This window comes from Tardiphaga robiniae (genome assembly GCF_013359755.1).
Classification (GTDB): Bacteria; Pseudomonadota; Alphaproteobacteria; order Rhizobiales; family Xanthobacteraceae; genus Tardiphaga; species Tardiphaga robiniae.
On the sequence record NZ_JABMCJ010000078.1, the window covers coordinates 106,037 to 128,357 of the forward strand.

Sequence of the window (22,321 nt, forward strand, 5' to 3'; positions counted from 1 at the left end):
CTCTCCACCGCTCGGAACCAGCATATGCAGCGCTAACTCGCTTGTGCGCGGCAGACGCTGCCCCCCTTCAGCGCACCAGGCCGGCGGACTGCAATGCAGAAGCCGCCTCCTTGAGGGTCCCCCAGGGCAGGCTTGAGCGTTCGGCGATATCGAGCAGAGAGGTTGCACCGTCCGACATATTCAGAATCCATAGCAACGCCAACTGGTACTCACCAGCAGAACGCCCGCCAATGGTGCTGTAAAGACCATAGTCACCGAGCTTCGGCTCACACATCGGCTTCTGATTGGTATATTTTCGATTATTCTCAATCACATCGATCGCCGCGATTGCCCTGTCCAATGAATCGCGCAGAGCCGCTGGTTTCACGAATGACAGATTGTCGGCCGATGTGTGGTACTCAGGGAATTTCCCGTGCGGCGTCCTCATGAACGAGCCGACCGGGAGATTGATGCCAGGCGAGCAGTATTGTCGCTCGTCATAGCCAAATGGTGAGAAAGGCTGAATTGTGTGGGGCTCGCCACCTTGCTTCAATACATAGGTCCACGCACGATCGATTTCGGCATTGCCTTGGCGGCTTAATTTGTATGTCGGGCTCCCAGCGTCGCCCACACACGTCAAAACGAAGCCATGCTTGATCCGGCTGAGATGCGCCTGATTCAACGCCAACCAGGTGATTGATCCGATCGTGCCGGGGATAAACACAAATCGATAAGAGTAGCGTAGATCCATGTTGCGCAAATGCTGGGCGAGTGCTGTCGCCACGGCAACTCCGGACAGATTGTCATTACAAAGAGACGGATGACACAGGTGGCAGGATATGAGGACTTCTTCTGATGAACTTCCCAGCAGCCGCAAGTCGCCATAAGTGAGATGCCCGCGTTCAAGCATCGAGTCGATGCAAACCTCGTACTCGTCTTCTTTGAGTGCCAACAACTGCGTATGTGTGACGCAAAATCCCCAGGCGGCGTGATAATACGACGTGCGATAGGGAATGACGTCCGGATGGTCTGGATCTGAAAAGAGGTGCTTCTTCAGTTCTTCGAGATTAAGGCGCACATGAACAGGCACGCTGTAACTAACCACATGAAGATTGCACGCTCGGAAATCTACGATGCGCTCTCCAGCACTGTTCTTGATGTAAGCATCGCGGATATTCCACTCAGATGGCACCGTCCAGTCGAACACTTTCAAACCGGACGGCACCTCACAAGTGGTAAGCGGAACATACTTCTGAATATGACGAAGGGTTTCGCGAACTCCCTCGCCGGTAATGCTCCTGCATATCGGATAGAGATCTGCAATGAAGTCATGCATGGCCTGGCCACTGCGATCGGCCGACAACTCCGTCGTCGCAGCGCCCCTCTCGAGTCGACCCGACACCACCTTCCGAACAATATCATGCATCGCCAGGTCTCATTCCACTCTCTATTCTGATGCTTTGATCGTCACGCGATGACAACGGGCTCCGGAATAGGAACAATAAATTTTGCTCCCCAACTGCGGGCAAATGACAGCTGGCTGATGATTTCCTGTTGCAGATTCCACGGCAGGATCAGGATATAGTCCGGCTTTGTCACCCCTATCCTTTCCGGCTCATAGATTGGGATGTGCGTTCCGGGCAATAAATGCCCCTGCTTATGTGGGTTCTTGTCGACCGTGTACTCGATGAGGTCGGGGCTGACACCGCAGTAATTCAGCAGAGTGTTTCCCTTGGCCGGCGCTCCATATCCGACGACCCGTTTACCTTCACGTTTTACTGTTTCCAGAAAGTCGATCAGCTTCCGCTTCGTCTCCAGGGCGCGCTCCTCGAAGGCCTGATAATGCTCCAGATTGGCGAACCCCGCTGCGATCTCTTTTTCTCGCAACGCTGACACCCGGCTCGACACCGCGTGACGTCCGCGACCCGTGTGCTGTGCATAGATCCGAAGCGAACCGCCGTGGGTCGACAGCTCTTCAACATCGAACAACGTCATACTGTGGGATGCGAAGATCTTCTCAACGGTCAGAAACGAGAAGTAGGAAAAGTGCTCATGATAAATCGTATCAATCTGGCACTCGTCAAAAAGCCGCATGAGGTGCGGGAATTCCATTGTTGCCACGCCACGATCATCGAGGAGAATGCTGATCCCGCCGACAAAATCATTCAGGTTTGGCACATGCGCCAGCACGTTGTTTCCAATCAGAAGATTGGCACGCAACCCTTCGCGGCGAAGCGTCTTGGCTGACCGCTCACCGAAAAAATCGACGCGCGTGGGAATACCGCGCGCTCTGGCGACCGCGGCAACATTCTGCGCCGGCTCGATTCCGAGGACCGGGATCTCATGCTCGACAAAGTACTGGAGGAGATATCCATCATTGCTTGCGATCTCGACGACGCTCGTATCTGGACCGAGGCCAAAGCGAGTGATTACGTTGTCGACATACTTCTTGGCATGCTGAAGCCATGATTCGCTGTATGACGAGAAATACGCGTAATCGCCGAAGATGTTCTCCGGGCTTTCCCACTCTTCCAGCTGAACAAGAAAGCACTCGCTGCATACATAGGCCTTCAGCGGGAAGAATTTCTCCTTTTCTCCATTGTCATCCTTCTTCAGATAGGAATTTGCGAGAGGAGACATCCCAAGATCGAGAAACACGTTCTCCAGAGGAGCGCTACAGAATCTGCAGCTACATGTTTCATCCGAATGCGACGACGGTGTCGCCGCCGAATTGAAGGACTGCACAGCGACTTCTTGATTCAACATGGGTACGCTCCTGATGCGCGTTCGCGTTATCTCGCACCGGAACCGTATTTGTCTGCGCACCCGTTCACTTGACCTCTGTCAAGTTATCACAACTACTTTATTTGACGGATGGGATTGCGGATTGGCGCGCGCGTTGCGGCAATCGTTTTCTCGATGTTAGTCCGCCATCGGAATGAGACTGTACGCCAATTCGCTGCTCGCAGGCGTAGACATACGCGCCCGCATTTCCGCTTCGCGGCCTTTGAGAGGCGCCCAGGCCTCATCCCGCTCGGAGATTACCGAAACAGCCGGCCAGCTGATGCCGAGGACCGGATCCTGATATCCGATGCCTCCCTCGCCGCCGGCCATGTGAGACGTGCTCATGAAGTAAAGAAGTTCGGTATCATCAGCCAGGGTGATGAAACCGTGCGCGAACCGCTTCGGAATATAAAGCCCGCTACCGTTTTCGGCGGAAAGTTCGACGCAAACATGCCTCAAGTAGGTATTGGATTCAGGACGAAGATCCACGATGACATCCAAAACGGCGCCCCTGACACAGCGAACATATTTCTCTTCTGCGTACGGCGGATATTGGAAATGCAGTCCTCTTAGCGTTCCTGCCTTGCAGTTATAACTCAGGTTCGCTTGCCGGATTGAGGTTTCCAGCCCGGGAGCGGAGAGCTCTTCAACACAGAACACACGCGAGAAGTATCCACGTCTATCCTCGTGTCGCTCGACGTCAATGACGAAAGCGCCTGCCAGATCTGTCTCAGTAAGGATCATTTAGGCCTGCGAATAAGATAGTTTCATACCCACTTGGAACGGCACACGACAGCTATGCGCGTCGAGAGCTCCGCTTGGTGGTGCAAACACGCGGATGACTAACCGTCCTATAAGATAGCAAATTGGATAGCCGTAACGCATGCCCTGCCCAGCACATAGATCCAGGCGATGGTTGCCCCGGTTGCCAGCAAGACAACGGCCGTTGGCCAATCGAGCCTCCGGCGCTCGCCCTTCGAGATCACGGTGTCAGCCAAGATATTTTGTGAGTTCAGCTTATCCATATGCGTCATCCACATCTGATCGTCGTGAGCAGTATAGATGCTAACTCTCTCAACTCGCCTGAACATGACAATGCTCAATAGTCGAAGACCATCATGGTCGCGCGCCCAACGCCGCAACGTGAACATCGGCCGGTCTCCGCAGCGGCCCCCCTTCCAGACCAGCTTAAGCGGGTCTTATACAGCGTCGTGCTCGCTATGACCCATCAGCGATCGCTCGTTAATTTCGTCGAAAACGTGTTCGGACTTGACGACGCGCAAGTTTCCTCCTCGATCTGGCTGCGACAAATTATCATTGGATACTTTTGTATTGTCGCGTCGATAGAGGTTACCGTCATGCCCGACAGCATTTTTGAGAATGGAGTTTCATCCACTGACGCGTCCGTTCGCGAGCAATTGCGGATCCGAGCACACGCAGCAATCCCCGGCGGAGCCCACACTTATGCGAAGGGCGACGACCAGTTCCCAGTTTCCGCGCCAGCCTTCATTGCCAAAGGACTAGGCTGCCACGTGTGGGACACCGAGGGGACGGAATTCATCGAATATGGCATGGGGCTTCGCTCCGTCGGGTTGGGGCATGCCTTCCCCCCCGTTATTGAAGCTGCGGCGGCTGAGTTACAACATGGGTCGAATTTTACCCGACCGTCGCCACTCGAAGTCGAATGCGCGGAAAGCCTGCTGGAGGTCATTCCAGGCGCCGAGATGGTAAAATTCACCAAGGACGGATCTACGGCGACCACGGCTGCAATCCGCCTCGCGCGAGCTTACACAGGACGGGACATTGTTGCGCTCTGCTCCGACCATCCGTTCTACTCCTATGATGACTGGGCGATCGGCACGTCGCAGATGCCCGCCGGCATTCCTGAAGAGACAAAAGACCTCACATTGACGTTCCGCTACAATGATCTGACATCGGTGGCAGTGCTGTTTGCGCTCTATCCGGGCAGGATTGCCGCCATCATTCTAGAGGCCGAAAAGGATGTTGCGCCAACCGAAGGCTTCTTGGAGGGAATTCGCCAGCTCTGCACGAGCAACGGAACGCTTCTGATCCTCGATGAGATGATCACGGGATTTCGATGGCCGACGCGTACGGCGCAGAACTTCTACAAGGTAACGCCGGATTTGAGCACTTTCGGCAAGGCCCTTGGAAATGGCTTTGCCATTTCGGCGCTGGCGGGCAAGCGCGAGATTATGATGCAGGGTGGCCGCGATCACGACAAAGAACGCGTCTTTTTGCTGTCTACGACACATGGCGCTGAAACGCATGCACTTGCTGCCGCGCTGGCGGTGATGAAAGTCTATCGTGAAGAAGCCGTGATTGAGACATTGGAACGTCAAGGCGATCGATTGAAAGCCGGCGTAGATGCCGCAGCGGCACGCCATGGCTTGAGCCAGCTATTCAAGCTGGCCGGGCGACCGTCCAATCTCGTATACAGTTGCTGCGATGGAGACGGGATACCGTCGCAGCCATACCGCACCTTGTTCTTGCAAGAACTTTGCCGTCACGGAATTATCGCGCCTTCGCTGGTGACGAGCTATTCCCATTCCGACGACGATATCGATCAAACGATCGATGCGGTTGATCAAGCGCTCCACGTGTATCGCAAAGCACTAGAAGACGGAATTGACACATATCTGATCGGTCGCCCCGTCCGCCCCGTTTTCAATCGATATGGCGATAGAACAAGCAGCGGGACAACCGCGCCAGCCAGCGCTCAGATCACGAAGACGCTGCTTAGACCCCGACGCAAACCACGAGCCTCCAATACTGCAGCCGGAAATCGGCGCAACTCGCGTTATGCTGAATCCACGATAGGATAAAATCGAAGCTTACAGATTGCCCCGTGAGGCGTTCGAGACATTGTCGCCCGGCCGACTACCGATCCCACAGAAGGTCGTCCGCGACCTCTGCAACTCCCTTTGCAACACAAGTGCCGCCCACGCCAAATGCGCGATAAGCCAAAGTGCGAAGATGTGCTGTATCAAAGACATATTTTGCAGATCCGCTTAAGGGGAGCAAAGACATCGTGGATGGACAACCACGGCCGCGCTGGCGGCGTATCACATACATCGACAGTCCACATCACGTAGATACCTTAAAACATGAAAATGGCAGATTTCTGCGTGATTCGACAGATTTAGATGGTAATTGGTGGTAGGAGATCGAGACTCTCTCCTTCATCGCGGCCCTTCAGCAGCGCGACGTCTCGATTTGGATCATCCTAGCCACGGTTGTTCGGAGGCCATGCCGATACAGGTGCCTTCGATGACCTTGTGCACAGAAGCGCATTGACGCCCTATAGCTGAACGAGACTTTGCCCTGATAGCGCAATGACAATCGCGCTTACGCTCAATGCGGCTCGCACAGCAGCGCTCATCAAATGACGGGTGTGCCCGCAATCTCGCTTCAGTGCTAAGGCGCCCGACATCCCAGCGACGCGGTGGGGAAGTAAACTTACGGCTTCTCCGAACTGGCCGTCACTAGGCGTGGTGTTCTGAGGTTTCACTGCCGCCCGTGCAACAAGCTTCAACAACACATCAATAAACGTTGTCAGTCTTCAACACCCGAAAGACCGTCAAAACCAGGATGCGAAGATCCAGCCAGATCGACCACGATTCGATATACCACAGGTCGCTTTCGACCCTCTTCTTCATCATGCCGATCTCTGGGGTTTCGCCTCGGAATCCATTGACCTGAGCCCAGCCTGTAATTCCTGGCTTGATCTTGTGCCGCATGGCATAGGTTGCAATGAGCTGATCGTATTCAGAATCGTGTGCCAATGCATGCGGCCGAGGCCCCACGAGCGACATTTCCCCGCGAAGTACGTTGATTAGCTGCGGTATCTCATCAATGCTGAGCTTTCGCAACAGCGCTCCCAGCCGCGTAATACGATGATCATTCCTCTTGGCCTGAACAATGACCGGTCCGTCGTCTCGCGTGTTCATCGTCCTGAACTTATAGATCTTGAACGGCTTTCCGTTGAAGCCTGCCCGCTGCTGGAGAAATAACGACCGGCCCGGCGACTCCAGGCGTATTGCGATGCTGATAATCGCAAACATTGGCAGTAGGACAATGAGTCCCGATGCGGCCAACAGCTGGTCCATGGATCGTTTCATTGTCCGCTGCATGGCACTCAGGGGCGCACGCTGCAGCTGCAGGGCCTTTGTCGGGCCAAAATCGAATAGCGGTCGATCCAGCAGGCGAGCTGTCCTTTGATCAGAAACGAGTTTGATTGGAATCGGGAGAACACGCAGCTCGCTTTCGACTTGCCCGACCGCATCGAGAAATGCCCAAGGCATTGCGATCACGACCTCGTCCACCCCGGTTTGGCGGACATAGCGAACGAGCTCGCGCATGCGTTCCTTGAGGATGGCGGGATCGAGCAATTGGCCGGGCCCCATTGGAAGCGATACGATTTTGCAAACAGAGTAGCCATATAACTCAAGCTTACTCAGCGTTGCGTTACCGATGAGCTCTTCCTCCAGACCGACCAAAACGATCCGGTTCGGCCGAATAAGCTTCGAGCGGATGACATAGGAACAGAGTTCCGCGACGATGACTCTCAACACGGAAGAAGCAACGAGGCCGCTTACAAAGAAAAGCAAAACCCAGCCACGAGAGAAGGTCGATCCGCTCTTGAGCAAGAAAACGAGAGCCGCGAGAGACGCAAATACGGCCAACCATGTCAGTGCGGATCTGCCAACCTGCCACCGGCCTCGCAGCAGATTGGACGGTTGATACAGCTTCGAAACATGAGCAATAGCGGAATACAGAATGCCGACAGCCATTCCCGAGCCCAGGTTGTTTTCCGCGCTGCTATAGCCAGCGACAGCGGTAGCATCATAAATGATGCCCGTTGCGACCGACAGAATTACAATCCATACTAGGTCAAGCGCCGCTACGAGCGGGGAAATCACTGACAAGGAGGACGGTACGCCGAGCTCGTGCTGACCGTGCGGTCGCTCCAGTCTCGCCGCCGCCTTTCGATCGCCCACCGGATCCATTGAATCTGCTCCTACCAAATATTGAGAGCTTCACCACGCTATCCGTTATCTCTGCGCCCTTGCGCTTGCGACCTTCATCAACCCATTTTGATTGATGAAGCGAATGGTCTTCCGGCTTGGCAGATCAATTAGCTCTTTCGCTTTGAAATCAGCGAGTGCCCGACAGACAGTCTCAATTGATGTTCCGACATGATCGGCGATATCGGCCCGAGATAGTTGCAGCCGAAGCGCTTTGGGACGCTTCGGGTCCTCGCGCAAATGAGGTTGAATGCGAAGCAGAAGCCACGCAATCCGGGCAACGCAGGTTCGCTGGCTCATCGTCAGTACAAGAGAGAGTGTTTCCGACAGAACTTGATGAGTCCCGCATGGCTCGCCCTGATGACAAACGCGAGCAACGGTGGTGCGAATGACTCGGCAGTCCGTAACTGCTTCAGCTGTGAATTCTTGGCACGCCTGCTGGGTGGGCATGACAACATCGCCTGGCCAATAAAAGGCAAGGATTTGCCGGTTGCCGTCGGGGAGCAGACGCACTGCCCGCACGACGCCTTCGATGATTTCGATCTTCTGGTTTTGTTGCTCTCCCTCCCAGAACAGGGCTCTGCCCCGCGGAACAATCGTCGGAGTGGGAGTACGATCCAGCATTATCTTGCTGGGCAGCACAGTAAGGCCAATCGGCGCGCGTCTGCAGGACGGCTTTAGGGAAACCATGTCTAGCGGCATTGGTCCAACCCTCAACGTTAAAGCGTGCGTTGAAGGTGGCATGCAGACAACTTTAAGAAAATTCAGGCTCGTGCGCTAAGTTTTCTATGGTTCCAACTCGGCCTGATGGTCTAGACCGAATGTCAGGAAAACTATTCTGCGCTTAGCTGGCGCACATTTTTGGTTATGATAGCGCCTATAATATTGGCGTATTGCCGCCGAGCGCAGCATTCTACGTATTTACTATCACGCACGGAATATGCGCGATTCACGTATCGATGTCATCTTCGAATTCTGTGACGACCGTCAATTATGCACTGACCTTTTTTGATTGAATGCGGACTTCACAGATGGCCCCATCGAGTGGCTCACGCTGCTTCATGGTCATCCAGAGACGTGATCGGGTGAAGCGACATATCGCTTGAGAGTGAAGCCCTTTCACCAATCGAAAGAGCGCATGCCATTGGTCAGAACGGGGCTTCTTGCCACCTCAGTCGCTATCCTCGGGATGCGGGTAACCATCTTGGCATGCAAGTTCGGGCTCGCCATCTTTGTTGGCCGCTATCTCGATCTTTCATCGCTAGGGGTCTTTGGACTCTGCGCCGGCGTTGTCGCCGTGGGACCGAGCCTGGTCGGGATGGGCATGGTCCATCTCATCGTGCGGGATGCAGTTGCGCTGCCGCTCGCTGAATTGATCGACCTGCTGCGGCACTACTGGTCCTTTGTCACCATCGTTTACGCCCTGGCGCTGGCGGTTTCCTTTCCGGTCACGCACTTTCTGAACGGATCAAGCATATGGTCGCTGGTCATCGCGATTACGCTGCTAGAGCACTTCGGCAACGACGTTTTCCAGTTACTATCAAATTTGCAAAGGCCCCTTCTGGCCAACATGAGCGCCTTCATTCGCGGGGCCCTCTGGGTCTTGGTCTATACCCCACTGGCCATCTGGTATCCGGAACTCAGATCCATGACCGCGTTGCTGTGCTTCTGGCTCGCCGGCAGTATCGTGGCCTTGGCTCTGTTCCTTTGGACAACCAGACTGTGGCCGTGGACAGCAACCTCGCTGGCGGCGATCGACCCACAACGAATTTTCTCCACGATCAGGAAAGGTTTCGTCATTTACCTGAGCGATCTCGGTTTTGTTGCAAGCCAATATATCGATCGCTACCTGGTTTCGTTTTTCCTCGGGCTGGAGCTAACCGGCATTTACTTTCTCTATTGGTCGGCCGCAAACGCCGTGAGCACCTTCGTGAGCATTGCCGTCCTGCAGGTACAGCGTCCCATACTGATCAAGGCACACCATCATGGCGGCGATTCAGAACACCAGAAGCTGCTGATGCCGTTTCTAGGCACGACATTGCTCTCGACAATCGCATTGGGTGCAGCGACCGGATTGGCGTTCTATCTCGTCTTGCCGTACTTGAAGCAACCAGCCATCGGAAACTTCCTGTTGGCATTCTGGCTTATCATGGCGGGAATGGCGGTGCGCAACGTCGCGGATTTTGGAGCCATGGCGTTGTTTACGGCTCGCCGAGATGGCGTTATGACGCTCACCAATCTCGCATCGGTTACTGGGCTGATCGTCGCCCAGTCACTCTGTCTTCCGCTCATGGGGCTTTATGGCGCAGGGATCGCTATGATCATCACGTTCGGGGCGATCACAATCTGGCGCGGCGCGTTGCTGTATGACCCTACGCCGAGCAAGTCGCCAGCGCTGGGATAGCTCCAGGTTACCCAGGATCAACGACAGCTAGCTCTATGCCGGAAATCTCATGCGTGATCGGCCGCCATTCATACCCATCCCCTCGATCATGAAACGGGTGCTGGAAGCGCGGCTAGCAGTACGTTCTTTCGGTCCAACAATCCTTGCGGCCATGAACGCCGCCTCGGTTCTATTGCGAGCGCCAAGCGCCCGAAGAAGTGCAGCTGTATGAATTTTGCTCGTGCCCTCGGCGATGCTCAGCTCACGTGCGATCTCTTTGTTCGACATTCCCTGCGCCAGCAACGGCAGCACGTCATGCTGGCGACGCGTCAAACGAAGTTTGTCGACATCGACCGTCATCGTACGCTGACTGCCAACGCTGCCATGATCGCCATCTGCGAGCCATCGTGGAACATAGATACGTCCAGTGAGCAGATCGCTGATAGCCGTCAGCAACTCTTCGTCGGATTGTAGCTTGTAAACAAATCCGTGAAACCCAGCTGAGAGGCAACCAAATACGTCAGCACGGGTATTTGACGTCGACATGATAGCAACGCGCGTCGCCGGGCGCCGCTCATAAACCTGCGCGAGCACCTCAAGCGAAAGGTCGTTGAGACTTGCTCGATCCATCAGGATCAAGTCGAAACAATCATCCGTTTCGAAAACCTCGAGGCGAGACGCCTCGATTACTCTGGAGTGTGGAAGTCTTGCCTCAACAACGTCCTTGAGGCCGGCTCGATAGACGCTGTGCTGGTCGACCACTAAGATTACTGACACGACACCAACCCCTGGTATGCGTAATCCAAATTTATGCGGTGATAATTCTGCTTCGGGCGCCCTCTACCGCCGCTCACTTTAATATTCTGCAATGCAACAAGAATACCTACGAACGCCCCCTTGTCAACTCATTGAATTAAATGGAACTTTTCGATGACCCGTATAAATCTGGGTACACGCGCATAAATTATGCGCTCGCAATATCGACAATCGCGCACTCGGCTGGATTGCAATACCTTTATTCTACTCGGCACGAGGGTGCACATATGCAGACTGCGCGGAAACGTCGCGGTTAGTTGGCAGTCATTCCGCCGCGACTGCAGGGAACATGTCCTTCATTGGCGTCCAACGAAGCCGCGGATCCAATTGCTCTGTATCCCGCAGATGCCGGAGTTCAGCCAATCGCGTAAAGGGCGCCGCATTGAAAACTTTCTCGTCAAGCTGAATGCGCTCAAAGACGCTCTTTAGCTGCAGCGCTCCCAATCGCGCATCCCATTTGCAACAAAAGCTTGGCAGATGCTCTTTTATCTTTGCGAATGAAACGCGATAACTACGATCGTCTGCTCCAGCAGGCCCAAAGGTCAATACGGAGCCGGCGAATGTCTCATTGACGATATTCGCAATGTCGCGGACCGCATAGTTCTGCGTCTCGTCGCCGACATTGAAGGCCTCGCCCCACACCGCTTCGCGGGGCGCTTCCAATGCGCACACAATCGCTTGGCAAATATCATCGATATGCACCAACGGTCGTAAAGGCGACCCATCACTCATCACACGCACTGTTCCAGAGGTGTACGCGAAGCCGGACAAGTTGTTCAAGACCAGGTCAAAACGTTGCCGCGGCGAAGCGCCGAATGCCGTGGCGTTGCGAAGAAACACCGGCGTGAAGCGCGAGTCGGCCATTGCCCTTACGTCGCGCTCAACCAGAACTTTGCATTTGGCATAAGCAGTGCGCGGATCGACCAATGACGTCTCGGTCTTCAGCTCATCGCCGGAGGCGCCATAGATGCTGCATGACGACGCGTAGACAAATCGTTGAACGCCGGCATCCTTACATTTCTTTGCGAAGGCGACCGAGCCTTCGTGATTGATCTCCATGGTCATGCCAGGGTCATTCTCGCCGAGAGGATCGTTCGACAGCTCGGCAAGGTGCACGACCGCATCAATTCCGGTAAGATCAGTCGTCGTTAGTTGGCGCGTGTCCTTCGAAATGACCATTGGCCGTGTGCAGCCATCATCAAACAACCAGCCCCGGCGGTAAAGGCCTGTGTCGATGCCAACTGCGTCATGACCGCTGCTGAGAAGCTTTGGCCCAAGTACTGCGCCAATATAGCCATCAGCTCCTGTATATAACACACGCATAATTTCGCCCTCACTTAACAGTCTGACCGGCAAATGCCGGATCAGACATACGCGAAATATTGGACCTCGGACCCGTGGACTTCTGATCCCAGACACACCACGGTGGGTTTCCTGTATCCCACAACTCCTGCAGGACGGCCTTGTCGCGCAGAGTGTCCATATTTTGCCAGTAGCCGTGATGCCGATAGACCGCGAGCTGATCTCGATCGATGAGCTGAGCCAACGGCTCGTTCTCCCAGCTCGTGCTGTCGCCCTCGATCACGTCGAGTGCTTCAGGCTCGACGACAAAAAAACCTCCGTTGATCACCTGCCCGTCTCGCGCATCCTTTTCCCGGAAGCGGGCCGCACGCGGACGCTCTGACGACAAATTAATCGCACCGAAGCGACCGGGCTGCTGAACGGCTGTTACCGTCGCGAGCGCTCCTTGCTCGTGGTGGAACTTGACAAGCTCCTGCACATTCACGTCGCTCACGCCATCGCCGTAGGTGAGACAGAAGGTCGAGTTTCCGATATAATCCTTCACGCGCTTCAATCGCCCGCCTGTCATGGTCTTCTCGCCGGTATCGACGAGAGTGACCTTCCATGGCTCGCTTGCATTGCGATGGATCTCGACGTCGTTACGCTGCAGGTCGACGGTGAGATCACCCTGGTGCGGCAGATAGTTCAGAAAGTAGTCCTTGATCACCGAGCCTTTGTAGCCGCAGCAGATCACAAATTCGTTCAGACCATGATGCGAGTAGAGCTTCATGATGTGCCAGAGTATTGGACGTCCGCCGATTTCGACCAAAGGCTTGGGAACGACCGACGTATGCTCGCTGAGGCGCGTGCCATAACCGCCTGCAAGGATCACCACCTTCATTATTCTCTCCTGTCCTTTGGTCGATATCGTCTGGTTTCACACATCGGATACCGTCCGGTGTGCAGATGACCTTATTGGCAGGATAGGCAACATCACCCGTTGCGAGTTGACAGCCGTCAAATCTGAATTTTTGTTGAGCAATAACTTTTTCGCCAACGTTCTACTTATAAATTGCCTGCGAGATTTTGATTGAGGGCCACCGATATGGTCGCCCATGCGCGACCATTGCGATTACATTGAGATCTCTGCGAGCGTCGATTGGCCAAATACGCACTGATGAGTCAGAAACGATGAGTCCGGAGTTTCTACTTCTTCTCATGGCCTTTACCGCACTATGTCTGATGGTGCTGACAGCCTATTGCGGTGACGAAGATGTGAAGATGTATTGTCCGGCCGCTTCACTTCACCTTCACCTGGATACTCCCCATGTCGCCACGATTCATCACCCGCCTCATGTGACACCAGATACAGCAGATTTCTTCAGTTGAGACTGCGTTGAACTTAGCGTCGGGATTGGAACTTTGAGCAGCTCGCACTTTCTGACACCAGGTCAACTTCAGCTCCTGGCGACGGAAGTAGTCGGCCCGGCTCCAGGCTGGAATGCGAAGATCGAAATTCCCGTAGGCGGCGGCATTTTCGTCGGCGGGGAGGAAGCTTCCGATCTGTTCGCCCGCGCTCTGTTGCAGGCGACTCCCTTGCCACCGCCACATGAACAGGAATTTGATGAGGACGCGGGCTCACTCGTACTCGACCATTTATGGACCGCGACATCCGCCGGTCGCCAGGCACGCGATAACGCAATTGCATTTGATAGCGATGGGACGAGTCCGGTCCGCTGATCTTAGGTCTGACGATACGCTCACCGCCTCAAGCGCATCTGCCGAGAGGCTTCGTTACAGCTTGAAATCCAGCTCTACGACGCCATCGATCGGTTTCGTGCAAGCAGCACTGAGCCAGAGCTTTGGCCAAGCGATCTTGAATAACCTCACAGCAATATCTGGAGGTAGCTGCGACTCGACCTTTACGATAGCCGACTGCCTCTTCCCACAATTCCAGAACTCAAAACTGATGCAATTTCTGCGATAATCGTATTCTGGCTCGAACAACAAGCCTCGCGGTATTGTCTCGCCACCCATAATCTGCCTCGCCCCTGCGCAACGCGTTACGTAGCCACGCGTCGTCCGATGCAGGCATTTCATATCGATAAATTGTCGATAGGTTGACGTGCGCAGGAAGATTCGGGCTGGGTCTGTAAAATTATTTAAACCACCGGCGTCCCGGATTCATAAGCGACCGTCGATGATTGCGCCTGTGATTGATGGCAGAATGCAGCGTTTACTCTTGTGCAAATCATATCGGCCTAATCGACACAATTCTCACACCAAGGCACAGCGGGATCGCAATTGTCTATGCCGGAGGGATCCAAATTATCTTACGGCGCACCTGTTTCGCGGGATACTGTAGCGTAGGGGTGCCACATGAATTGTATCGAGCGATACTCTCTGGTTCAGCTCGTGGGGATGCATTCAATAAACGACCTTATGTCGTCGATGGACACAGGGATGAGGTCTTGTCGCGGCGCGGGAGCAACGTCAACTCCATCGGAGGTGATATATCCGCAAGTGGCGGCGGCAAACCCGCAAGAAACTGAGAGCTGGTTCCGGAATAAAAATGGATGGTCGACCATGTCGTGGAGAGTGCGGCTTTGCGCCAGAAGCGGTCATGTGGAGATCCAAAGACAGCGGAATTTCGCGAAGTCTTGCATAAAAGGTGACACCAATTGAGAATGGATGGCTCATCCAGAGCTTCGGCTCGGCCAGCGGCGAGAACGTACCGTACGTCTACCGATATGGCGGCATTTCTATCCAATCGTCGAAAGCAACGTCCGTGCCCTCTGTCAACAAAGCAAAGAAATCAACCAGCAAACGCCCGTCACGGACCAATGGCAGCATAACAGACGCAACCTATTTGAAGCTGCACAACCTGATCGAGTCGCGACAGCTGCAGCCCGGCGAGGTGATCGAAGAGCGCCGCCTTGCACTGCGGCTGAAAGTCTCGCGGACACCGCTGCGGGCAGGCATCAGCCGGTTGCTGGGCGAAGGCCGGCTCGAGCAATTGTCCAACGGCACTGTGGTGGTTCGCACAATCGAGATGGCGGAATTGCTCGAATTGGTCCATCTCCGCATGGTGCTGGAGAGCGAAGCGACGTTCATTGCGGCGACCCGCATCGCGCTGGATATCCTTGCACCGATCAGGGCTGCGCTGGAGAAGATCATTGCTGCGTCGACGGTGTCCGGGACAGCTCACTGGACTCTCGACGATGAAATTCATGATCAGATCGCGCGGCATTGCGGCAATCGCTCGCTTGAGAAACTGATTGGAGAAATCCGGCAGAAGATCCGGATGTGCAATGTGGAGCGCAACCCTGGCCGGCTGCTGCCCGCCACCCGCGAGCATCTTGCGATTATCGATGCCATCATCGATCGTGATGCCGCCGCAGCCCGTCAGGCGATGATCCTGCATCTCACTAATGTGCGGCAAGGATTGCTCGAACGGTTCGGGATCTTCCTGCCCGAGCCTCACGGCTAGGCCACGATTAGGCAAATCCCTGCAGGTTGCATGTCCGAAAATTCTGCAGCTGCCCGCAATTTTGTCGGACTCCGTCCAAATTTAACGCAGCTTCCCGAACTTCGCAGCTTGACTGAAATCAGCATGGGCGGTTCACTGGTATACCATTGGAATATCGAGCCGCTTCGCAGCAGGCCGACTAACCAGATGTCCCGCCTGAATGACGCCGAACCACACTGCTTCCCATACCGTCGCGGCCGAATCGCTGTCCCCGGCCGCCTTTGCCGCCTTCGGCGATGTAGCCGAGCGACCGATCGACGCGCGCCGGCGTTATCTTCCGACATCGGACGGTCGCGCCGAGGACGCCGCCATCTTTTCTTTCTGGATCAGCAGCGCCGCCAGGCTTGGTAGTCTGCCCCTGCCAATCACGACGCTGGAGCGTCATCCGTTCTCCGCCCAGACCTTCGTACCGCTCGGCAGCAGCCAATACCTGGCGATCGTGTGCCATGCCGACCCGGATGGCCTGCCTGATGTGGCCACCCTGCGTTGCTTCATCGCCGGAGCGCATCAAAGCGTCACCTTCGCCCGCAATGTCTGGCATCATCCCATGACCGTTCTCGGCGCGGCCATGGAATTCGCTGTCGCCATGGGCATGACCGGCCGGCAGGACGACGACGTGTTCGTCGATATCGCTGGCGACGTTCGCGCCGTGATGCCGCAGAGCGCATAGGGATCACAACGATGCCGCATGATGATCACCTCGCCCGCGACTTCGTCGGCTACGGCCGCACCCCGCCGCATCCGCAGTGGCCGGGCGCAGCAAGAATCGCGCTCAACTTCTGCATCAACTACGAAGAAGGCTCCGAGCCGTCGTTCGCCGATGGCGACGGCGTCACCGAAACGGCCCTGACCGAAGGCGGCGGCGGCGGCTTCGAGGGCCGCGACCTCGCTGCCGAGTCGATGTTCGAATATGGCAGCCGCATAGGCTTCTGGCGCGTGCTGCGCCTTCTGTCCGAGCGCGGCATGATCGCCACCGTCATGGGCTGCGCGCTGGCGTTGGAACGCAACAACGAGGCCTGCGCCGCCATTCGCGAATACGGCTACGACGTCTGCGCTCATGGCTGGCGCTGGGAGCGGCATCCGTTGCTGTCCGAGGCCGACGAGCGCGAGCGCATTCGCAAGACCGTCGAGAGCCTCAGGCGCACCACCGGCGAGCGTCCGCTCGGCTGGTATTGCCGCTATGGGCCGAGCGTGAACACGCGGCGCCTCGTGGTCGAGGAAGGCGGTTTCCTCTACGACTCCGACGCCTATAACGACGAATTGCCGTACTGGACACGTGTGCTCGGCAAGCCGCATCTCGTGGTGCCTTACGGCCTTGCCAACAACGACGCAAAGTTCAGCCGCGGCGCGATGGCAACGGCGGATGATTTCTTCGTCTATCTGCGCGATGCCTTCGACATGCTCTACGCGGAAGGCGCCACCGCGCCGAAGATGATGTCGGTCGGACTGCACACCCGCCTGATCGGCCATCCCGGCCGCGCCGCCGGCCTGCAGCGCTTCCTCGATCACGTCGCCAAGCACGACAACACCTGGGTCTGCCGGCGCGGCGACATCGCCCGTCACTGGCAGGCCACTCATCCCCCCACGCCCTGATCTCCACCACATCCGCACCCGAAAGGACGTCCCCATGAGACTGAAACCCACGGATTGGCTGTTCGCGCTGATGCTGTCGACTGCGGTATTCGCCGGCGGCGCCAGCGCGCAGCAAGCCGATCATCCCTCCGACAAACCAATGGTGGTCGCGTCCGACTTCGGCGTCGCGCCATGGATGGTGCGCGGCCCCAACGGCCCCGAGGGTTTCGGTGCGGACCTGATCAACGAGATCGGTAAAGATCTCGGCCGCCCGAAGGTCGAGATCGTCGACATCAATTTCTCCGGCCTATTCGCGGCGCTGTTCGCCAAGCGCGCCGAATTCCTCGTCAACCCGCTCAACCTCACTGCCGAACGCTCCGAGCGCATGCTCTATACCGAGCCGCTATTCTCCACCGGCAACGGCTTCATCGTCCGCGCCGCCGACGAGATGAAGGGCTTCGAGGATCTCAAGGGCAAGGCCGTCGCCGTCAACCGCGGCACCATCTCGGATACCTGGGCCACCACCAATGCCGAGAAATACGGCTTCGAAGTGCAGCGCTACGATGTATTCCCCGACACGGTACAGGCCGTGCTGACGCGCCGCGCCTTCACAGCGCTAAATGAGATCCCGACGACCGTCTATGCCGCCAGCCAGAACAAGGCGATCAAGGTCGGTTTCAAGGACTTCAACGGGCGAAACTTCGCCTATGCATTCCGCCTGGAAGATACTGAGTATCGCAACAAGGTCGAGGCAGTCATCGAATGCATGAAGTTGGACGGCCGCCTGCGCAAGCTGCACGAGAAATGGTATGGCGCAACGCCCGATGCCGGCTCGGCCATCGACACTGTGTATTTCGGCTATGGTCCTCCCGGCTTCAAGGGTTTCGAGCCCACCTCGCACGTTCCGGCGTGCAAGTAGCACGCTTGCTCTGACAAGATAGCTGCGAACACCGGACCGGCCCGAGCCGGTCCGACCGCGGTTGATGGACACCCGATGGAGCGGATAGTCGAATACTACTTCAATGCAGAAGTCATCGCGGGCGCCTTCCCCCAGGTGCTCGCGGGCTTTCGGACGACGGTCATCGTATCGCTTTTGATTATTTTCTGCGGCACGCTGTTCGGCCTGTTGCTGGCACTGCTGCGCTGCGCCAACCTGCGTCCCGTCAATTTCATCATCACCGCTTATGTCGACGTGCTGCGCACGCTGCCGCAGCTGGTCGTGATCGTCTTCATCTATTTTGGCCTGCCTTATCTGGGCCCGACGCTGTCCCCCTTCGCAACCACTGTGCTGGCGCTCGGCATGGTGCTGTCGGCCTTTTCCACCGAGATCTTCTGGTCCGCGATCATGGCACTGCCGCGCGGGCAATGGGATGCCGCGAGCGCGCTCGGCTTCAGCCGGCTGCGGACACTGGTCACCATCATCCTGCCGCAGGCCATTCGCCTCGCGATCCCGCTTCTGACCAACCGCGCCATCTCCATCAGCAAGGGCACGGCGCTCGGCACCGCCGTATCGCTCCCGGAAACGCTCGGACAGGCGCAAAGCGTGATGGCGCTGGTCGCCAATCCCTCGCCGCTGACGCTGGCCGCGGCGTTCTACCTCACCTTCTTCCTACCGCTGGTGATCGCCAGCCGGTGGATCGAATATCGCTACAGCACGGGGCGTTGAGCGGATCGCATGCAGGATTTCCTGGACAATTTCGCCAACTGGGAGTCGCTGTTGCGGGTCTATCCGCTGCTGCTGCAGGGGCTGATCTATACAGTCTGGCTCGCGGTGGTGGCGCTGCCGCTCGGCATTCTCGCCGGCCTCGCCATCGCGGTGCTCTACAGCTTCAAGAACCGCTGGGTGAATATCGCACTGCTGATCTATATCGACCTGTTCAGGTCGTTTCCCGTCGTGGTGCTGCTGATCCTGATCTTCTACGGCATGCCGTTTCTGGGCCTGACGCTCGGCAGCTTCACCGCAGCCGTGCTGGCCATCGTGCTCAACAATTCCGGCTACTATGGCGAGATCTTCCGTGCCGGCATCCTGTCCGTGCCCCACGGCCAGACCGAGGCTGCCCGGGCGCTCGGTTTCAAGCCGCTGCATGTGGTGTTCTCCATCGTGCTGCCGCAGGCGATCCGCAACGTGCTGGCGCCGCTCGCCAGCAATTCGCTGGAACTCGTCAAGGCGACACCAATTGCCGCCTTGGTCGCGCTGCCTGAACTGCTGCGCTCAGCCCGCGTCGCCCAGGAGCAGACCTACAACCCGACGCCGCTAATGGCGGCCGCGGTGATCTTCTTCGTCATCCTTTATCCGTTCGCGCGCTGGGTGGCGCGGCTGGAACGGCAAGCACTGAAAGCCCGCTGACATGGCCACACTGATCACCGGCGGCAGCGGTTTCATCGGGCTCGCGCTCGCCGAACGCCTGATCGCCGACGGCGAGACCGTTATCTTGTTCGACCTCTCAGCCCCCGGCCACGACATGCTGATGCGCGCCGAGCTTGCCCGCGCTACGCTGGTCACCGGCGATGTCACAAGCGCCGACGACGTCGACCGCGCGTTGAACACGGCCGACATCGACCGCGTGGTCCACACCGCCGCGATGACGCCGAATGCCCAGCGCGAGCACGACGCTGCGCGCCAGATCGTCGACGTCAATATCGGTGGCACCGTCAATCTGCTCGAACGCGTAACATTGCGACCCGCCATCAAGCGCGTCACCGTGCTCAGTTCGGTCGCAGTGTACGGCTTCTCGCAACCGGCCGCGTCGGGCCTGTTCGAGGAGGATTTGTCGCCGCCGGCGCCAGCCGCGCTCTACGGCATCACAAAGCTTGCATCGGAACAGGCGGCGCTGCGGATCGCCGACCTTCACAAGCTCGATGTGCGCGTGATTCGGCTCGGGCCGGTCTTTGGCCCATGGGAATTGCAGACCGGTGTCCGCGATGCGCTGAGTCCGCATTATCAGGTGCTCCGTATGGCCTTCGACGGCCGTGAAGTGATTCTCCCGCGCAGCATGGCCGGCGATTGGATCTATTCTCGTGACGCTGCCCTCGCCGTCGCGAGGGTGAGCGCCTCCGACGCGCTGAAGTACCGCACCTATCACGTCAGCGGCGGTGTGTTGTCCGATCTGCCACGATGGTGCGAGATCATCGCGACGCACATGCCCGGCTTCCGCTGGCGGATGGCGGAGATCGAGGCGGAGGGCAACGTGATCTATGGCCTGCCGAAGGACCGTGCGCCGCTGAACATTGCGCGACTGGCCGCGGATGCCGGCTTCACGCCTCAATTTGGTCTGGAAGATGCGGCGCGCGACTATCTCGGCTGGTTGCCGCAGACACGAGAACCCGCATGAGCAAACGTCTGGCTGGAAAGTCGGTTCTGATCACCGGCGCCTCCTCGGGCATCGGCCGCGCCATCGCCCGCCGGTTTGCTACCGAGGGCGCGAAGCTCATGCTCGCGGATCTCACCATGGACGTGCGCGAGGGCGGCACTCCGACATTGGAGCTGCTGCGTGCAGACGGTTATGAGGTCGATTTCATCCAGATCGACGTCGCCTCGGAGAACGACACCGTCCGCGCCGTCCAACAGACCGTTGCGCGCTATGGCCGCCTCGACGTGCTCGTCAACGACGCCGCCATCGGCACCGGCAAGCGTCTGACCGACACCAGCCTCGCCGAATGGGACAGGACGCTGGCGGTCAACCTCACCGGCGTATTCCTGATGTCCCGCGCCGCCGTCAACCAGATGCTGACGCAGGATATCCGCAACGAGGCCCGCGGCCGCCTCGTCAACATTTCCTCGCAACACGGCATGATCGCCTGCCTGGAAGACATCGCCTATGGCACCTCCAAATCCGGAGTCGTCTACATGACGCGGCAGATCGCGGCGGACTACGCGAAGGATCACATCATCTGCAACGCAGTCGCGCCCGGCAAGATCGTCACCGGCAAACCAGGCCGCGCCGCGGAGCCGCGCTGGATGGACTACTCCACCAGCCGCACGCCGATGCCGCGGCTGGGCCGTCCCGACGACGTCGCCAATGCAGCGCTGTTTCTGGCCTCAGACGAGGCAACTTTCATGACGGGCGAAAACATTCTCGTCGATGGCGGCTGGATGGCGTCATGAGCAACGTTTCGGAGAGCACCATGGAGCAAGCGCCTGCGGATACATCCGCGCCGATCATCCAGATGTCCGGCGTCACCAAATGGTATGGCGACGTCCAGGTGCTTAAGGGCATCGACTTCACGGTGGCGCGCGGCGAGCGCGTCGTGATCTGCGGGCCTTCGGGGTCCGGCAAGTCGACCATGATCCGTTGCATTAACCGGTTGGAAGAACATCGCGACGGCCGCATCATGGTCAATGGCGTCGAGCTGGATCACTCGACGCGCAATGTCGACGTGGTCCGCCGCGATGTCGGCATGGTATTCCAGCAGTTCAACCTGTTTCCACATCTGACCGTGCTACAGAACCTCACCATCGCGCCACGCAAGATCCGCGGCGCAACGAGGCAGGAGGCCGACGAGGTCGCGCGCTATTTTCTTGAGCGCGTACGGATCTCCGAACAGGCCGATAAATATCCGAGCCAGCTCTCCGGCGGCCAGCAGCAGCGCGTCGCCATTGCGCGTGCGCTGTGCATGAAGCCGCAGATCATGCTATTCGACGAGCCCACCTCGGCGCTTGATCCGGAAATGATCCAGGAGGTGCTCGACGTCATGGTCGGCCTCGCCCGCGAAGGGATGACCATGGTCTGCGTCACCCACGAGATGGGCTTCGCGCGTACGGTCGCCGACCGCGTGGTGTTCATGGACGCCGGCCGGATCATCGAGGAAGGCGCGCCGACCGATTTTTTCTCAGATCCGAAACAGGATCGAACCCGTGCATTCCTCAAGCAAATTATGCATCGATGATCGAAGCGTCCGCTTAGCGGCATAAGCGGACATCGATTGCTCCTG

General features: G+C 57.3%; 19 protein-coding genes. 11 read left to right on the forward strand and 8 right to left on the reverse strand.

Annotated elements, in window-relative coordinates:
- Positions 1-67: 67 nt before the first annotated feature.
- The 3 genes from HP556_RS10375 to HP556_RS10385 form a co-directional block, all read right to left on the reverse strand.
- A complete protein-coding gene (locus HP556_RS10375; RefSeq protein ID WP_210269146.1) occupies positions 68-1,405 on the reverse strand; it encodes a DUF4910 domain-containing protein in 1,338 nt (445 codons plus the stop codon).
- Between the two features lie 41 nt (positions 1,406-1,446).
- Complete coding sequence (locus HP556_RS10380) at positions 1,447-2,745, reverse strand: class I SAM-dependent methyltransferase (RefSeq protein ID WP_175366933.1); 1,299 nt, start codon at positions 2,743-2,745, stop codon at positions 1,447-1,449.
- 156 nt (positions 2,746-2,901) lie between these two features.
- The gene (locus HP556_RS10385) at positions 2,902-3,507 is read right to left on the reverse strand and encodes a dTDP-4-dehydrorhamnose 3,5-epimerase family protein (protein WP_175366934.1); all 606 of its coding nucleotides are present in this window, start codon (positions 3,505-3,507) and stop codon (positions 2,902-2,904) included.
- A gap of 614 nt (positions 3,508-4,121) precedes the next feature.
- Here HP556_RS10385 and HP556_RS10390 point away from each other — a divergent pair.
- Entirely contained in the window at positions 4,122-5,606 is a 1,485-nt protein-coding gene (locus tag HP556_RS10390; protein ID WP_175366998.1) for a glutamate-1-semialdehyde 2,1-aminomutase, read from the forward strand.
- 717 nt (positions 5,607-6,323) lie between these two features.
- On the opposite strand, the gene HP556_RS10395 is transcribed toward HP556_RS10390, so the two are convergent.
- Together HP556_RS10395 and HP556_RS10400 are read right to left on the reverse strand one after the other, a co-directional pair.
- Entirely contained in the window at positions 6,324-7,790 is a 1,467-nt protein-coding gene (locus tag HP556_RS10395; RefSeq protein WP_175366935.1) for an undecaprenyl-phosphate glucose phosphotransferase, read from the reverse strand.
- 45 nt (positions 7,791-7,835) lie between these two features.
- A complete protein-coding gene (locus HP556_RS10400) occupies positions 7,836-8,432 on the reverse strand; it encodes a Crp/Fnr family transcriptional regulator (protein WP_158596788.1) in 597 nt (198 codons plus the stop codon).
- A gap of 514 nt (positions 8,433-8,946) precedes the next feature.
- Between HP556_RS10400 and HP556_RS10405 the strand changes: the two genes are divergently transcribed.
- Positions 8,947-10,212, forward strand: coding sequence for a lipopolysaccharide biosynthesis protein (locus tag HP556_RS10405; protein ID WP_175366936.1), 1,266 nt, complete (start codon positions 8,947-8,949; stop codon positions 10,210-10,212).
- 33 nt (positions 10,213-10,245) lie between these two features.
- Here the strand turns inward: HP556_RS10405 and HP556_RS30475 are convergent, their stop codons facing one another.
- From HP556_RS30475 to rfbF, 3 genes are all read right to left on the reverse strand, one after another.
- Positions 10,246-10,968: a LuxR C-terminal-related transcriptional regulator gene (locus HP556_RS30475; protein ID WP_175366937.1), complete on the reverse strand. Its 723-nt coding sequence runs from the start codon at positions 10,966-10,968 to the stop codon at positions 10,246-10,248.
- Positions 10,969-11,271: 303 nt separating this feature from the next.
- Positions 11,272-12,330: an NAD-dependent epimerase/dehydratase family protein gene (locus HP556_RS10415; RefSeq protein WP_175366938.1), complete on the reverse strand. Its 1,059-nt coding sequence runs from the start codon at positions 12,328-12,330 to the stop codon at positions 11,272-11,274.
- 10 nt (positions 12,331-12,340) lie between these two features.
- Positions 12,341-13,189: a glucose-1-phosphate cytidylyltransferase gene (gene rfbF / locus HP556_RS10420; protein ID WP_175366939.1), complete on the reverse strand. Its 849-nt coding sequence runs from the start codon at positions 13,187-13,189 to the stop codon at positions 12,341-12,343.
- 1,968 nt (positions 13,190-15,157) lie between these two features.
- On the opposite strand from rfbF, the gene HP556_RS10425 reads away from it, so the two are divergent.
- The 9 genes from HP556_RS10425 (at position 15,158) to HP556_RS10465 (ending at position 22,276) form a co-directional block, all read left to right on the forward strand.
- A complete protein-coding gene (locus tag HP556_RS10425; RefSeq protein ID WP_175366940.1) occupies positions 15,158-15,778 on the forward strand; it encodes a GntR family transcriptional regulator in 621 nt (206 codons plus the stop codon).
- Positions 15,779-15,977: 199 nt separating this feature from the next.
- Positions 15,978-16,487, forward strand: coding sequence for an ureidoglycolate lyase (locus HP556_RS10430; RefSeq protein WP_093757249.1), 510 nt, complete (start codon positions 15,978-15,980; stop codon positions 16,485-16,487).
- 11 nt (positions 16,488-16,498) lie between these two features.
- On the forward strand, positions 16,499-17,410 hold the full coding sequence (locus tag HP556_RS10435; RefSeq protein ID WP_175366941.1) for an allantoinase PuuE: 912 nt from the start codon (positions 16,499-16,501) through the stop codon (positions 17,408-17,410).
- A gap of 34 nt (positions 17,411-17,444) precedes the next feature.
- Positions 17,445-18,308, forward strand: a complete 864-nt coding sequence (locus HP556_RS10440; protein WP_175366942.1) for a substrate-binding periplasmic protein — start codon at positions 17,445-17,447, stop codon at positions 18,306-18,308.
- 75 nt (positions 18,309-18,383) lie between these two features.
- Positions 18,384-19,055 carry an amino acid ABC transporter permease gene (locus HP556_RS10445; RefSeq protein WP_175366943.1) on the forward strand — a complete coding sequence of 224 codons (672 nt, stop codon included), beginning with the start codon at positions 18,384-18,386 and terminating at the stop codon, positions 19,053-19,055.
- Positions 19,056-19,064: 9 nt separating this feature from the next.
- Complete coding sequence (locus HP556_RS10450) at positions 19,065-19,736, forward strand: amino acid ABC transporter permease (protein WP_175366944.1); 672 nt, start codon at positions 19,065-19,067, stop codon at positions 19,734-19,736.
- A gap of 1 nt (position 19,737) precedes the next feature.
- Positions 19,738-20,721, forward strand: a complete 984-nt coding sequence (locus HP556_RS10455; RefSeq protein ID WP_175366945.1) for an NAD-dependent epimerase/dehydratase family protein — start codon at positions 19,738-19,740, stop codon at positions 20,719-20,721.
- Positions 20,718-21,494, forward strand: a complete 777-nt coding sequence (locus tag HP556_RS10460; RefSeq protein ID WP_175366946.1) for an SDR family NAD(P)-dependent oxidoreductase — start codon at positions 20,718-20,720, stop codon at positions 21,492-21,494. Before HP556_RS10455 ends, HP556_RS10460 begins: the two co-directional genes overlap by 4 nt.
- Positions 21,491-22,276: an amino acid ABC transporter ATP-binding protein gene (locus tag HP556_RS10465; RefSeq protein ID WP_276509733.1), complete on the forward strand. Its 786-nt coding sequence runs from the start codon at positions 21,491-21,493 to the stop codon at positions 22,274-22,276. Before HP556_RS10460 ends, HP556_RS10465 begins: the two co-directional genes overlap by 4 nt.
- Positions 22,277-22,321: the final 45 nt, after the last annotated feature.

What these genes read in the sequence shown, in the direction of transcription:
- HP556_RS10405 (WP_175366936.1), top strand. Translation starts at nt 8,947, where the DNA reads ATGCCATTGGTCAGAACGGGGCTTCTTGCCACCTCAGTCGCTATCCTC.
- HP556_RS10385 (WP_175366934.1), bottom strand. Translation starts at nt 3,507, where the DNA reads ATGATCCTTACTGAGACAGATCTGGCAGGCGCTTTCGTCATTGACGTC.
- HP556_RS10455 (WP_175366945.1), top strand. Translation starts at nt 19,738, where the DNA reads ATGGCCACACTGATCACCGGCGGCAGCGGTTTCATCGGGCTCGCGCTC.
- HP556_RS10465 (WP_276509733.1), top strand. Translation starts at nt 21,491, where the DNA reads ATGAGCAACGTTTCGGAGAGCACCATGGAGCAAGCGCCTGCGGATACA.
- HP556_RS10400 (WP_158596788.1), bottom strand. Translation starts at nt 8,432, where the DNA reads ATGCTGGATCGTACTCCCACTCCGACGATTGTTCCGCGGGGCAGAGCC.
- HP556_RS10415 (WP_175366938.1), bottom strand. Translation starts at nt 12,330, where the DNA reads ATGCGTGTGTTATATACAGGAGCTGATGGCTATATTGGCGCAGTACTT.
- HP556_RS10380 (WP_175366933.1), bottom strand. Translation starts at nt 2,745, where the DNA reads ATGTTGAATCAAGAAGTCGCTGTGCAGTCCTTCAATTCGGCGGCGACA.
- HP556_RS10430 (WP_093757249.1), top strand. Translation starts at nt 15,978, where the DNA reads ATGACGCCGAACCACACTGCTTCCCATACCGTCGCGGCCGAATCGCTG.
- HP556_RS10460 (WP_175366946.1), top strand. Translation starts at nt 20,718, where the DNA reads ATGAGCAAACGTCTGGCTGGAAAGTCGGTTCTGATCACCGGCGCCTCC.
- HP556_RS10395 (WP_175366935.1), bottom strand. Translation starts at nt 7,790, where the DNA reads ATGGATCCGGTGGGCGATCGAAAGGCGGCGGCGAGACTGGAGCGACCG.
- HP556_RS10440 (WP_175366942.1), top strand. Translation starts at nt 17,445, where the DNA reads ATGAGACTGAAACCCACGGATTGGCTGTTCGCGCTGATGCTGTCGACT.
- HP556_RS10435 (WP_175366941.1), top strand. Translation starts at nt 16,499, where the DNA reads ATGCCGCATGATGATCACCTCGCCCGCGACTTCGTCGGCTACGGCCGC.
- HP556_RS10390 (WP_175366998.1), top strand. Translation starts at nt 4,122, where the DNA reads ATGCCCGACAGCATTTTTGAGAATGGAGTTTCATCCACTGACGCGTCC.
- HP556_RS10450 (WP_175366944.1), top strand. Translation starts at nt 19,065, where the DNA reads ATGCAGGATTTCCTGGACAATTTCGCCAACTGGGAGTCGCTGTTGCGG.
- HP556_RS10445 (WP_175366943.1), top strand. Translation starts at nt 18,384, where the DNA reads ATGGAGCGGATAGTCGAATACTACTTCAATGCAGAAGTCATCGCGGGC.
- HP556_RS10375 (WP_210269146.1), bottom strand. Translation starts at nt 1,405, where the DNA reads ATGCATGATATTGTTCGGAAGGTGGTGTCGGGTCGACTCGAGAGGGGC.
- rfbF (WP_175366939.1), bottom strand. Translation starts at nt 13,189, where the DNA reads ATGAAGGTGGTGATCCTTGCAGGCGGTTATGGCACGCGCCTCAGCGAG.